Below are 14678 nucleotides of genomic sequence, written 5' to 3' on the forward strand. Positions count from 1 at the left end.
TGGTAATAGCCGATTCAATAACGCCCTGCACTTCAGCGTTACTAAGGTTACTACTTAGCAACTCCTCGTGAAATTGGCGTAAGGTTTGAGTACTTATTTGATTTGTAAATTTTTTACATTAAGCAAATTTATACGTTAAAATGTTTAAGCACTTAACTGGCCATGCCAATAAGTGCTTTTTTAATACTCACAACCAAAAGTCGTAAAAATGCTAAAAGAAATTAATCTGTTGCATCAACAAGCACAAACTCATTTAAATAAAGGCGAATATAAACAAGCTCATCATTGTTTAATTCAAATACTGCAACAAGATAAATACTTTGCAGATGGCTACTTTTTGCTCGCCATGATTGCCATTGCACATCATAACCTTGATAAAAGTATCGCCTTAATCAAACAAGCGTCAGTGCTTAGTCCTGAAAATAGTGAGTATTATGCCCATTTAGCCAAAGCACATGTTTTACAAAATGATCATGTAGAAGCAAAAAAACAAGCCGACATTGCTCAAGACCTAAAACCTACATCTGCCTTAACATGGGATACCATCGGTGGTGTATATAGCAAAGTAGGCCTACATAAGTTAGCTGCACAATGTTTTGAAAGTGCAGTAGAAAAAGATAATACAAATGCCGAATACTTTTTTAACTTAGGTGCATCACAAAAATTTATTGGCAATTTTGCCTTAGCTCGAAAAAGCTATAACCAATGTATTGCCCTAGCACCAGCGCATTGTAAAGCGCATGCCGCATTAACAAGCTTAGGCGACATATCTCAAAGCAATAACCATATCACCACGTTAAAAGCGTTAAATGCAACCACACTAAACTCTGACGACTCACTCTATATTGGTCATGCATTGGCGCGAGAATTCGAAGCATTAAAAGACTATCAGTCTGCTTTTGAATACTTACAACGGGCAAAAAATAAAAAACTCACAGAGTTGAATTATTCGATAAACAGCGACAAGGCAATGTTTAGTGCAATAAAGCAATATTTTGAAAAGCCGAACCTTAATCAATCAGGCTTTGGCTCAGACGAAGCTATATTTGTAGTTGGTATGCCAAGAACAGGCACCACATTAGTTGAACGTATATTATCGCAACACAGCGATGTAACTAGCGCGGGCGAATTGCAGCACTTTGGCTTATTGCTTAAAACACTGTCAAACAGCACAACAAATAGAGTTATTGATGCTGAAACGGTACAAACCGCAAAGGGCATAGACTTTGTTGAATTAGGTAAACGCTATATAGCAAGCACGCGCACAGTCACCGGAAACACGGCTAAATTTGTGGATAAAATGCCATTAAATGTTTTATATGCTGGCTTTATATTGCAAGCCTTACCCAAAGCAAAAATAGTTTGTTTAGACCGTAATCCTCTCGATACCATTGTCAGTAACTTCAGACAATTATTTGCGGTAAATTACTCCTATTATAATTATGCTTACGAACTGACTACTACGGCCGAGTTCTACTTGCTATTTAAAGATTTAATGCAGACATGGCTACAATTATATCCTGACAATTTTTATATCGTTAATTACGAAAAACTGGTTAACGATCCCGAAACCGAAGCCAAAAAACTCATTGAGTTTTGTGGTTTGTCATGGCAAGAGGCTTGTTTAGAAATCAACAAAAATACGGCGCCGGTTGCTACAGCAAGTGCTGTTCAGGTGCGAAGTGCTATTAACAATAAATCGATAGGTAATTGGAAAAAATACAATTTATATTTAGATGGTGTGAAAGATATTTTAGCAAATGGCAGTAATTGAGCTTGGAATAATAAAAAAATTAACGTGTGAGTACTGATAGTAAAGGTTTAGTGCTTTCTGCTATTTATAACTTTAACCATAAAAACAACTCAATCACCAGCGTCCTTACTGGTGATTTTTAGTAAATTTATTTCAAACTATTTACGCAATTTCATGTTAAAAAACATGAGTTACTTAATTAAATCATACTGTTTATTAGCCGTATAAGTTTGTAAGCCAAAATGGTTTAAATTATAGCTATAGGTCGCATTTTCATTATCAATTTGGCTTGAGTGAATACCACCAACACGACATGTACCGCTGCCACAAACTATTTGATCACTCCAACTTTTTATTGAATACACACGGCTTGCAATTGTTTTACCCTCTAACCAATCTAAAAATGGGCTCGAAACAGATAAACCACTTGCACCACAAGTTGGTGTCCATACATTCCAAGGATAAGCGCCACAGGTCCATAAACCTCGATAAGCACCAGCAACACCAACAAACGCATCTACTTTATTACTTTTACCCAACTTAATCACTTGTTGCGCAGCTAAAGTAACGCCCATTGAATGACCAATAATATCAATTTTACCTGTGCAAGAACTGGCTATTGCGCTGTTAATTGAATTTTTAACGGGTGTTTCTTCTGCACCACTATGATTATTATAACTGGCAGACGAACCGCCCCACGATGGTCGGAATATTTGGCTGTCGTTATAGTTTTTGGCTTTTAATAAATCATAGGTATTGTCCCAGTCAGAAGGTGTGCCAGTATTACCGTGCACTAATACAATATTGTCTACACAAGCGGCATAAACGCTCTGTGTTGCAAAAATCAGTATCAATGAAAGTAGTATTTTAGTTTTCGCTATGGTGGATATTATTTTCATATTTGCTCGCTTATTAATTATAGTTATTACGAATGTTCATTTAATGAACAAGGTTAACTGTAATAAACAAAGCGCCTAAAAGAAGTGCTACCTTAGTACTAGGCAAGTTAATTAACTTTTAATACTGGTGTTGATAACCATTCAAAAGCACATTATAAAATTTATATGTATTTTAAGTAATTAGATAAACTGGTATTACCACTATAATTCTTTTTAAAGTTGCGTTATAATCAACCAACTTATGTAAATAAAATGTGTCGTCTTTTTTTACAGTATTGCTTTTTACTAACAATAAAATACAAATAAAGCACTACTTTTAAAGGGCTTGCCTTAACTGGCACGATACCTGCCTACTTACATATTAAATATAATTTTTATCTCTATGTTAGATTCAGTTTTAACTAAATCTAAATAGCTGTCTTAGTAAGATAAATGGAGTTTATATGTTAAATAACATACAAAAAATAAGTTTGATCGCTGCGTTATTGGTTTCTTCTGCAGCCATGGCTAGTGTTACAACTACATACGGTCATTTTGGCGCAAATAATGGTGTTACAGACACAGGTAATAATTTCAACCAGTTTGATGTAACCTTAGGTGGTGTTGATATTAACGTATCAGCATGGTCAGATACTGGCAATATGCCAGGAGAAGATACAAGTGTAGCTGGCGATAACAAGATCGAACGTGCAGTAGATATGGATCAATACGGCAACGGTTGGTCTATACAGAATGCTGATGAGCAAAAAACTGATGGTTCTAAACTAAACTATTGCGGCTATTCACATTCAGCTGACAATTATGGTAGTAGTTGTGAGTATCAAGATTACGATTTCTTTCTTTTAGATTTTTCAGAAGCGGTTACCCTTAATGCTGCTGGGTTTAGTTGGATATCAGCTAGTACAAGTAATACTGAAGTTAGTGTTGCAGCATTAAACTCTGGTGATTTAGCTGGTAAGACTTGGGCACAGGTTGGCTCATCAAGTCAAACTATCGCGTCTGGTTATGCCCAAATGCAATACGATAACAATTATGGGTACTATACAATGTTTGGAGACTCTGACAAAAACAAGTTAGGGAGTATTGAAAATGCTTCTTCTCGTTACTGGTTAGTCGGTGCCCTAAATGCTGCCGTATTTGGTGGAGATACAACTTGGGAAGGTAATGATGGCATAAAGTTATCTGGAATCAAATTTACTACTAGCCAACAAGCCCCAGCAACAAGCGTACCAGAGCCTAGCTCAATTGCATTGTTTGGTTTAGCAATCGCGGGTTTATTTGCTTCTAGTCGTAAAAAGCTAAAGTAATAAATATTGCATTAAAAAAAAGATGGCTTAGCCATCTTTTTTTTTGCCCAAGCTTTTTAGCTTCTAGTCTTATCATATTAATTTAACTTATTTTCCTTTTAGATTAGGCGAGATTAAGCAATAATCACGGCAGTTAAATTAATTAAATTTTATTCACCATTTAAACATTGGATTGCTATGCGTTTATTCTTAATCAGTATTCTACTTTTCTGCTCGCTAAAAGCCGCCGCTAATAATTTTGAAAAAGCCCTGACTGCTTTTAATAACAATAAAATTGAAGAAGCTTATATTCACTTAAAAAACGTTATGCAAGACGAGCCTGATAACCTTTCTGCGAAAGTGTTAATGGGTAAAGTATTAATGCATAAACAATATTTTGGTGATGGCATAGCGGTACTCAATGAAGCATTAGTAGAAGGCGCTGATATCAACTTATTCTTAAATGAGTTGGGCAATGCCTTGAGGATCGCTCGTGAGTATCAACAAGTAATTGATTTAGGAAAAGGTAAATCGTTAAATACCGAAAACAAACTTACATGGTATCTATTATCGGCTAACGCTTATCGTGCGCTAGACAACATAGAGGAAACTCGTAAATATTTTAAACTTGCGCTAAGCCTAGCACCTACAAATGATCGAGCATTGGGTTCTTTCGCCGCATTCGAATTAAACCAACAAAATTACATCGCAGCAGAAAAATTGATTGAACAGGTCATCACTTTATATCCTCAACAAAGCAGAATCTGGCATCTTAAAGGCCAGCTATACATAAGAAAAAAAGATAATGAAAGTGCTTTAAATGCTTTCGAAACCGCCTATAACATTGATAATAACGACCCTATAGTGCAGCGTTCGTTAGCTAATGCTTACACTAATGCAGGTAGGTTTGACGAAGCTTTATTATTAGTTGATAAAATTTTAAGTAATACCCCTGACGATCCTATGGCTAAATTGCTACAAAGCGAACTATTAGCCAATACCGCTAAGTTTGATGAAGCAAAAGCAGTGCTAGCAGACATCAGCCAAAAGCTGACTTTATATACTGATGAACAAAAAAATACCAATGCAGCACTTACCTACGTCGCTGGTGCTGCAGCATATTTACAAAATGATTTTGAAGTTGCGCAAAAAGAATTAATCGCTTATTTAAGAGATGTACCACAAGATTTTGCAGCCATAGAAATGTTAGTCGACATTTATTTGCGTCAAAACCAACAAGACAAAGCGCTTGATTTACTCGAAGATAAAGAAGCATTGATTATTCAGAACTTACCATTAGCAACAAAGCTGATAGATTTATATTTAAACAATCAGAAGGTTTATAAGGCTGAGCGACTTATAACAAGCCTTGAAGGCGAGTTTCAAAACAGTCAGGCGTTAATACTCGCAAAAGTAAATTACTTATCAAAAATAGAACAGTTTGATAATGCGATTGCCTTACTTGAGCAACATCAGCCAAAAGAATTTAATGCTACATTTTTACTAACGAAAGGTCTTGTTTACCGTGCCAATAAAAAAATAGTAGAGGCTAATCAAATTGCCGACTCGCTCTTAAAGGTAGAACCATTAAATTCCGATTTTTTAACATTTAAAGGTGTGTTGTTATTACAACAGCAGCAATGGAGCCCCGCGGTTAAAACATTTGAACAAGTGCTATCAATTAAACCAGGAGACTTTAATAGTCTTTTTAATATAGCCAACGCTAAAGCTGCACTCGGTGAATTGGAAGCGGCTAAAGTTATTATAACAAAGCTGTTAGAAACACAGTCAGCATTTGCTCCCTTAATTATTCTAGACGCTAAAATTGATCGAGATATGGGCAATACCGCCCTTGCCATAGATAAGCTGACTAAATTAACACGCGCGAGTAAAACTAACATCAAAGCCTCTGAAGTTTTAGCCGATATTTATATGCAACAAGGTGACTATGAATCAGCACTAAACGAATTAGACAACCTCAATAAGTTAGTGTTTTTAAACCCTCAATATATAAAACAAAAAATAGAAATATATTTAGCGATTAAAGATACAAAGCAGGCTGGAAAGCAAATCGAAATACTTGAAGGAATAGTAGAAGGTCCAAGAGAATTTTATGAAATAAGCCAATTATATTCCAGAGCTAATGAGCCTTTAAAAGCGCAAGCCGTATTAAAAACCGCACTTACATTAGCCCCTGAAAACTTATTGATACAATTACAATTAATTAAGTTAGATATGCAATTGAATTTGCTAGAGCTAGCAAATACCAAACTTGTTTCTATTGAAAAAGCTTATGCAAACAACCCTTATGTTTTATTAGTTCGTGGTGATTTGTTATTACAACAAAAAATGTTAACTCAGGCCAGTGAAAAATATGCAGCTGCGCTTTCATTAGATAATAATTTTACTCAAGCATTAGTAAAATTGTACAAAATGACAACATTAGGTTTTGGTCATGAAGCATTTAAAAGTCTCACCAATGAAATTTTGACCAAAAACGAAAACTTTCATTTTATGCGTAATCTTTTAGCAGATCATTATTTAAATACTGGTGATATAGCAAACACTAAAGTGCATTATGATATTTTAAAAGAAGTAGAAGAATTACCAAATAAGCCATTGGTGTTAAATAATTTAGCAAATATCTATTTAAAAGAAGATCTGGTTTTAGCCGAAAAATATGCCCTGGAAGCATTAACACTCGATGATACATCTGCCGCTATTCTCGATACTTTCGGCTGGATTCAAGCTTTGAATGGCAAGTTTACAGAGGCTTTAACCAACCTTAGACGTGCCCACACCATGAACTCAAATGACCCCGCCATTAACTATCATTTAGGTTATACATTACTTAAGCTTGGTAGAACTGTTGAAGCAAAAATGGAATTGAAGCGTGCGCTTGCTAGTGATATTAACTTTTACGAGCGAGATGATGCCCAAGTATTAATCGATGGTATGAAATAGCGTATTTATCTCTGATAATAGTTTTAAAAAAAGCGAAGTTGTATTAACACTTCGCTTTTTTATTTAAATAAAAAAAATTTAGCTGACTTTACGTTCGCTCTCCGAGCTATGCAATATTTTTAAAGCGCTTTAAAGCTAATTTTAAACCAAATAAATACAATCGCATACCAATACACTCCTATTCAGTTTTATCAGCAAATAATAGGGATTAATTGCTCTTATAGCACCTCAAGTAACTGCCTAATAAGTCATGGGTGAATACCTGTCAAAATATCTTAAAACCAACACCCTCAATAACCAATCAATCATTGTTTCATCGTTATTGAAATATCTATAAAAGTATAAACTTATTAGCTGGTATTAACTGGGAGGTATTAACGGGGACACCCACGCTAAATAACAACCCTCAACATGCCTGAAATTTCAGTACAGATCCAAAACAATGAATTAATTTGATTAACTTTTACGGTTATGAATTTGCTACCCAGTTAAATCAATTTTTCATCATTAACTTATTTTACTTCGGTGAATTTTTTGATTAAATTTATCATTCACCACCAAGGCTAATAAGATAATGGCAGCACCTAGCGCAAGTCGAAAAATATCGGCATCGCGGTTCCAAAAAATTACATTTACTGCAATCCCCGCAGGAATTAACAAGTTATTGGCAACCGCTAGTGTGCCTACGCTTACTTGTGTTGCGCCCTTGTTCCAAGCAAAATAGCCAATGCCCGAAGCAACCAAGCCTAAGTATGCCAAAATTGACCACTGCAGCGTGGTGGTTGGGAGTTTATCTGGGTTGCCAAGTAGCAGGTAACACGGAATAACCACCGCTAAGGCGCCAATAAAAAACCAACCAAATACCGTGCGCTGTGGTAAATCTGTGCGCTGCTTTGCCATGGTGCGTTTATAGCCAACCTGCCCTGCGGCGAAACATAAATTTGCCCCTTGAACAATTAATAAGCCTTTTAAAAAACCTTCGTCTATGCCCTGATAGCGAATGGTAATTGCGCCAATGACTGCTAATAGGGCACTGAAGATAAAGCCAATATTAATACGGCGATCAAGTAAATCATTAAGCAGCGTGATGTAGATTGGCGTCATGACGGTAAAGAGTAAAACTTCAGGTACTGAAAGGTATAAAAAAGATTGGTAATAAAAGCCATACATGATACCTAACTGAAATGCCCCGCAGACCATCAGTGCTAAAGCAACTTTTATTTCGATTTGACGTAGCTTTAAAAATGGCAAAAAAATCGCTGTAGCAAGCGCTACGCGCATCAATACCGAAAACCAAGCATCGACCTGCCCAGCAAGATATACACCAATCAAGCTAAAAGAAAACGCCCACATTAAAGTGACGGCAATAAGCAGTGGCATAAGAGCAAGTTCCAGATAGATAAAGTGCCGATGAGTTTACCGACTTCTCTAATTCGGGTAAATATAAAAGAACGGCGATACTGCGCTATTTATAGCAATAATTTATCACAAGGCGTAAATTCATTTAAACGAAGCAATATTGTCAGTAAATGCATCGCGGTTAATTAATGACGTTCTAGGCCCATTATACCAATTGAAATAAATAATCGTTCATTTCAAGGCGGTTTAAATCGTCAATAACTGCGTTGTTTTCAATCACACACGCCCGCTATTACTCGACAATTGCTCCTGCATTGTTCTACTTACGGGCATCCATGCCCTAATCAATCAAACGCCTTGCCTGCAGGGATGCAGGTACTTATGTTTAGTCTGGAACAATAAACATGTATTCTTGAACAATTTATCCTCGCTTAAAATTGGTCAATAACTTATTACATTTGGTATAACACCCATTTAATAAAAACACTTCAATATTTCCAACAGTGTTACCAAAAACTTAAGACACTACAAGTGTATTTCAGAACATTACAGGCATAAAAAAACCGGAAGCTCTTTATAATTAAGAGCTTCCGGCCTTTATCGGTTCTTATCGAACCTGTATTTGGTGCAGATGGGGGGACTCGAACCCCCACGACCTAAGTCACCAGCCCCTCAAGCTGGCGCGTCTACCAATTCCGCCACATCTGCTAAAGTAGGACTAGTTTGGTACGTCAGTACCTTTTTCTGCAGCTGCATCGCTTGCAGGTACATCAGCATTTTCAGCTTTCGGTACAACGTTATCACCAGGGATAGCATCTGTTGCTGGAGCAACTTGTCCAGCAGGAGCGTCAATATTATTCCACTCGTCGGTAGCTTTAACACGATTTGCCGTTAAGTTACCTAATACTAAGCTGATGGCAAAAAATGCTATAGCTAAGTAAGTTGTCGATTTAGTTAAGAAGTTACCAGAACCACTTGAACCAAAAATAGTGGCTGATGAACCAGCGCCGAATGATGCGCCCATATCAGCACCCTTACCTTGTTGAATTAGCACTAAACCAATTAAACATAAAGCAACGATCAAATACACTACAATTAACACTTGATACAACATTTTATTTTCCCTTTGCTGCCGAACAAATTATTTTAAATTCTTCGGCTTTTAAACTAGCACCGCCGATTAATCCACCATCGATATCAGCTTGTGCAAATAATTCTTCACAGTTAGTCGCATTAACACTGCCACCATACAACAACGGTAATTTAACTGCGACGTTTTCATCAACTTTGGCGATAAATTCGCGTATAAATTGATGGGTTGCTTGTGCCATTTCTGGCGATGCTGTTTTTCCAGTACCTATCGCCCAAACAGGCTCGTACGCAATAACAACATTTTTAAAATTTTCAATACCTATTTCATCTATAACGGGCTGTAATTGCGCCGCTAAAACAACTTCGGTTTGTTCTGCTACACGTTCGTCTTCACTTTCACCTATACATAAAATAGGTTTAAGCCCGGCCGATAATGCTGCTTTAACTTTATGTGCAACTAACACACTTGATTCTTTATAAATACTTCGACGTTCAGAATGCCCTACTATGACGTAACTAACACCAACTTCTTGTAACATTGACGTTGATACTTCGCCGGTAAATGCACCGTTAGCATATTCATTTAAGTTTTGAGCACCTAAATTAAATGCTTTTGACAAATTTACATTAGCGCTTGCTAAACTAAATGCCGCTAAGTAAGGAAAACTAGGACAAACAACTACTTCAACATTTTCATTTAACGTTACGTTCTTTAACTCTGAAACCATTGAGTTGACTAAAGCCAAACTGCCATTCATTTTCCAGTTTGCTGCAACTATCGAAAGTCTATTCATTTTTCATTCCTAAATCAAAGCGGCGAGATATTAACTAACCTGTCGACAAGATACAAGTATTTCACGCAATATCATGTTTAATTGCTCATTATTCATTCGACTTTAAAATCAATCGAACTTTTTCCCTAACAAGCTTGTTTCACAGCGTCAGCAATTTCATTTGCTAAGGCGGTAACTTCATCATGTTCTGGACCTTCAACCATGACGCGGATCAAAGGCTCAGTACCTGATTTTCTTAATAAAACTCGACCACGGCCGGTGAGTTTTTCATTGACTCGGTCAACTGAAGCCACAACTTCAGCGTTAGTTAACGGATCAGTGCCACCAGAGAACCTTACGTTCACTAATACTTGCGGTAATTTAGTCATACCTTGGCGCAATTCAAATAATGTTTTACCTGAATTACAAATTGCGGTTAAAACATTTAACGCAGCAATAATGCCATCACCGGTAGATGTATGGTTTAAGTTGATTACATGCCCTGAGTTTTCTGCACCTAATTTCCAGCCTTTTTGCTTAAGCATTTCCATTACGTAGCGATCACCCACTTTACTGCGAACAAAAGGTACGTCCATATCCGCAAGCGCAAGTTCTAAGCCCATATTGCTCATTAGTGTGCCAACGACACCGCCATCAATACTGCCATTTTGTAGGTCATTACAAGCGATAACATAAACACTTTCATCGCCGTCTATAACATAACCGGTATGGTCAACCATCATTAAGCGATCGCCATCACCGTCAAGTGCAACACCTAAATCAGCTTGGTGCTCAACAACAGCAGCACTAATTGCGGCCATCGACGTTGCACCACATTCGTGGTTTATATTAGTACCATTAGGCGAGGTGCCTATTTCTATAACCTCAGCGCCTAACTCTCTAAAAACGTTTGGTGCGATGTGATATGTTGCGCCATGTGCACAATCAACCACTATCTTCATACCTTTTAAAGAGTATTGACTTGGAAAGTTACTTTTACAAAACTCAATATATCGTCCTGCAGCATCGGCAATACGCGTTGCTTTACCTAAATGAGCAGACTCAACACAACTCATCTCTTTATCTAATTCTGCTTCAATGGCTAGTTCAACATCATCGGGTAACTTTTGTCCGTCTTGAGAGAAAAATTTAATGCCATTATCGTAAAACGGATTGTGCGAGGCACTTATGACGATGCCGGCTTCAGCACGAAAAGTTTTCGTTAAATAAGCAATACCAGGCGTTGGCATTGGCCCTAACAATCCTATATCAATACCAGCCGCAGAGAAGCCTGCTTCTAATGCCGACTCTAACATGTAGCCTGAAATACGTGTGTCTTTGCCGATCAATACTTTCTTAGTGCCTTGTGCCGCTAATACTCTACCTGCGGCATAACCTAATTTCATAACAAATTCTGGGGTAATTGGGTATTGGCCTACTAAGCCTCGAATTCCATCGGTACCAAAATATCTTCTCTGTGACATTATTATCTCCCTTGTACTAACTGTTCTTTTATTAGCTATTTTTAATAATTAACGTAACTGATTTAATTTCGCTATTTAGCGATTATCCGTTACAGCTTTTAATACTTTTAATACGTCCACGGTTTCTTGAACATCGTGAACGCGAATTATGTGTGCTCCTTGCTGAGCGGCAAGCATTGCAGTACTTAAACTGCCCGCTAAGCGTTGCTCAACATCTCGACTTAATAAGTTGCCGATCATAGACTTTCGCGACAATCCAGCAAGAATGGGTAAATCTAATTGATTAAACTTTGACAAGTTTGCCAGTAAATGAAAATTTTGCTCTAGTGTTTTGCCAAAACCAAAACCAGGGTCTATTATTATTCGTTCTCGGGCTATGCCTGCGCTAACGCAAGCATCAATGCGTTGCTGAAAAAACTCGATAATATCTGTAATTACATCATCATAGCTTGGGCTTTTTTGCATGGTTCTCGGTAAGCCTTGCATGTGCATTAAACAAACGGGAATATTACTGTTTGCAACCGCGGTTAAACATCCGTCATTTTGTAAAGCTCGCACATCATTAATAATATCAGCACCAGCAGCTATGGCAGCACTCATCACTGCGGCTTTGCTAGTATCAATTGATACTACTATATTGAAACGTTTTTTAATGGCTTTTAATACCGGAATAACACGAGCTAATTCATCCGCTTCGCTAACGTCTGCTGCACCAGGTCGAGTAGACTCGCCGCCGATATCAATAATGGTGGCACCATCACTAATCATGCGTTGAACTTGTTCTAGTGCATTTTCAAAACCAGCAAACTTGCCACCATCTGAAAATGAATCAGGGGTAACATTTAGAATCCCCATCACCTGTGGTGTTGATAAATCTAATGCTGAGGTAGGACAAATAAGTTGGTTAAGCACTGCATTCTCTTTTATATAACGTGTTCTTTATTATTTTAACTTCTGAAACAATTGAGCCGTTTTAAAAAGTTAAAATAATAAAGCCTCAATAAGGATCAAATCTGCTGATTTAATCCGTTGAGGCTTTAAGTATTTACTGTATCAACTATGAAGCTGGAATATCAGAATTATCCGTTGAGCTTTTAGACTCTGTAGAATCCTTTGAATCCTTTGCTTCTTCATCTTTTTCAGCCGATGGTTTACTAGAATCTGTATTATTGTCTGACTTATTGCCAGAGTCCCTAGCGTCAAAATCTGCCGGTGGACGAACTTTAGTACGATTCATTAAATCATCAACTTGCAATGCATCAATGGTTTCATATTCCATTAAAGCGTCTTTCATTGCATGTAAGATGTCTTCGTTTTCTTTTAAAATAGTTGCTGCACGGTCATAGTTACGATTAACAAATTCTTTAATTTCTTCATCGATAGCACGAGCCGTTTCATCAGACATATTCAACGATTTAGACGATGTTCTTCCTAAGAATACTTCACCTTCTTCTTCAGCAAATAGCATAGGACCCATTTTTTGAGAAAAGCCCCACTGTGTAACCATTTTACGAGCAAGTTGTGTTGCACGTTCAATATCGTTTGAAGCACCTGTTGACACTTTTTCAAAACCGTAAATCATTTCTTCAGCAATACGACCACCGTATAAAGATGAAATGTTACTTTCTAGATGTTGCTTGCTGTGGCTAAAACGATCTTGCTCAGGTAAGTACATAGTGACACCTAACGCACGGCCACGCGGCATAATACTTACTTTATAAACAGGGTCATGATCAGGCACTAAACGGCCAACAATTGCGTGTCCTGCTTCATGATAAGCCGTCATTTCTTTTTCTGACTCAGTCATTACCATAGAACGACGTTCAGAGCCCATCATGATTTTGTCTTTAGCTTTTTCAAATTCTGCCATACCAACAACACGACGTGCTGAACGTGCAGCAAATAAAGCGGCTTCGTTCACTAAGTTAGCTAAGTCTGCACCTGAAAATCCAGGGGTACCACGAGCAATAACTGATGCTTTAACATCATCGCCTAAAGGTACTTTACGCATATGTACTTTAAGAATTTGTTCACGGCCACGAATATCAGGTAAACCAACCGTTACTTGACGGTCAAAACGACCAGGACGTAATAATGCTGGATCTAATACGTCAGGACGGTTAGTAGCAGCAATAACAATAACGCCTTCATTACCTTCAAAGCCATCCATCTCAACGAGCATTTGGTTAAGCGTTTGTTCACGTTCATCGTGACCACCACCCATACCTGCGCCACGTTGGCGACCTACTGCATCAATTTCATCGATAAAGATAATACATGGTGCCGCTTTTTTCGCTTGTTCGAACATGTCACGAACACGCGATGCACCAACACCCACAAACATCTCAACAAAATCTGAACCAGAAATTGTGAAGAAAGGCACTTTTGCTTCACCAGCAATCGCTTTTGCTAATAAAGTTTTACCGGTACCTGGCTGACCAACCATCAAAACACCTGATGGAATACGTCCACCTAGTTTTTGAAAACGTGATGGGTCTTTTAAGTAATCAACTAATTCCGACACTTCTTCTTTTGCTTCGTCACAACCAGCGACATCAGCAAAAGTGGTTTTAATTTGATCTTCGCCTAACAAACGCGCTTTTGATTTGCCGAAGCTCATCGCGCCTTTACCGCCCCCACCTTGCATTTGACGCATGAAGAATATCCATACACCAATCAGCAATATCATTGGGAACCAAGAGACAAAAATAGTCATTAAGAAACTAGGTTCTTCTGGTAACTCACCTGATGCGTTAACACCTTGCTTAACTAAATCGTTGATTAAATCACGATCATAGCCACCTGGAATAACAGTAACAAAGTTTTCGCCGCTACGTTTAATACCATTAATAACGCCGTTTCTATCAACGTCTACTTCTCGAATTTGCCCTTGACGTACGTCTTGGACAAATTGTGTGTAATCCACTTGTTGTTCTTTGCCGCTTCCAGGGGTAAAACTTTGGAAAACAGACATTAGTACAACTGCAATAACTAACCATAAAATAAGATTTTTCGCCATATCGCTCAACTTAATGACCTCTTGCTAATGTTCAAAATGGTGCGATGAA

10 protein-coding genes and 1 tRNA gene are annotated in these 14678 nt (G+C 37.6%); 3 read left to right on the forward strand and 8 right to left on the reverse strand.

Annotation, left to right across the window (positions count from 1 at the left end; translation table 11 throughout):
- Positions 1 to 208: 208 nt before the first annotated feature.
- On the forward strand, positions 209 to 1774 hold the full coding sequence (locus tag A3Q33_RS00550) for a tetratricopeptide repeat-containing sulfotransferase family protein (RefSeq protein WP_081177934.1): 1566 nt from the start codon (positions 209 to 211) through the stop codon (positions 1772 to 1774).
- Positions 1775 to 1944: 170 nt separating this feature from the next.
- Here the strand turns inward: A3Q33_RS00550 and A3Q33_RS00555 are convergent, their stop codons facing one another.
- Positions 1945 to 2652 carry an alpha/beta fold hydrolase gene (locus A3Q33_RS00555; RefSeq protein WP_081177935.1) on the reverse strand — a complete coding sequence of 236 codons (708 nt, stop codon included), beginning with the start codon at positions 2650 to 2652 and terminating at the stop codon, positions 1945 to 1947.
- 443 nt (positions 2653 to 3095) lie between these two features.
- On the opposite strand from A3Q33_RS00555, the gene xdp1 reads away from it, so the two are divergent.
- Positions 3096 to 3959, forward strand: coding sequence for an exosortase-dependent surface protein XDP1 (gene xdp1, locus A3Q33_RS00560; protein ID WP_081177936.1), 864 nt, complete (start codon positions 3096 to 3098; stop codon positions 3957 to 3959).
- Positions 3960 to 4136: 177 nt separating this feature from the next.
- Positions 4137 to 6902 carry an XrtA/PEP-CTERM system TPR-repeat protein PrsT gene (prsT, locus tag A3Q33_RS00565; RefSeq protein WP_081177937.1) on the forward strand — a complete coding sequence of 922 codons (2766 nt, stop codon included), beginning with the start codon at positions 4137 to 4139 and terminating at the stop codon, positions 6900 to 6902.
- A gap of 507 nt (positions 6903 to 7409) precedes the next feature.
- On the opposite strand, the gene A3Q33_RS00570 is transcribed toward prsT, so the two are convergent.
- From A3Q33_RS00570 to ftsH, 7 genes are all read right to left on the reverse strand, one after another.
- Entirely contained in the window at positions 7410 to 8282 is an 873-nt protein-coding gene (locus A3Q33_RS00570; protein ID WP_081177938.1) for a carboxylate/amino acid/amine transporter, read from the reverse strand.
- 602 nt (positions 8283 to 8884) lie between these two features.
- Positions 8885 to 8969: transfer RNA gene (locus tag A3Q33_RS00575), tRNA-Leu, on the reverse strand.
- A gap of 10 nt (positions 8970 to 8979) precedes the next feature.
- Positions 8980 to 9372: a preprotein translocase subunit SecG gene (gene secG / locus A3Q33_RS00580; RefSeq protein WP_196798088.1), complete on the reverse strand. Its 393-nt coding sequence runs from the start codon at positions 9370 to 9372 to the stop codon at positions 8980 to 8982.
- A gap of 4 nt (positions 9373 to 9376) precedes the next feature.
- Positions 9377 to 10147: a triose-phosphate isomerase gene (tpiA, locus tag A3Q33_RS00585; protein WP_081177940.1), complete on the reverse strand. Its 771-nt coding sequence runs from the start codon at positions 10145 to 10147 to the stop codon at positions 9377 to 9379.
- A 125-nt stretch (positions 10148 to 10272) separates the two neighbouring features.
- On the reverse strand, positions 10273 to 11610 hold the full coding sequence (gene glmM, locus A3Q33_RS00590; protein ID WP_081177941.1) for a phosphoglucosamine mutase: 1338 nt from the start codon (positions 11608 to 11610) through the stop codon (positions 10273 to 10275).
- Between the two features lie 75 nt (positions 11611 to 11685).
- Positions 11686 to 12465, reverse strand: coding sequence for a dihydropteroate synthase (gene folP, locus A3Q33_RS00595; RefSeq protein WP_081182130.1), 780 nt, complete (start codon positions 12463 to 12465; stop codon positions 11686 to 11688).
- Between the two features lie 202 nt (positions 12466 to 12667).
- Positions 12668 to 14638 carry an ATP-dependent zinc metalloprotease FtsH gene (gene ftsH / locus A3Q33_RS00600; protein WP_081177942.1) on the reverse strand — a complete coding sequence of 657 codons (1971 nt, stop codon included), beginning with the start codon at positions 14636 to 14638 and terminating at the stop codon, positions 12668 to 12670.
- Positions 14639 to 14678: the final 40 nt, after the last annotated feature.

The sequence above is a fragment of the Colwellia sp. PAMC 21821 genome, assembly GCF_002077175.1.
Lineage (GTDB): Bacteria > Pseudomonadota > Gammaproteobacteria > Enterobacterales > Alteromonadaceae > Cognaticolwellia.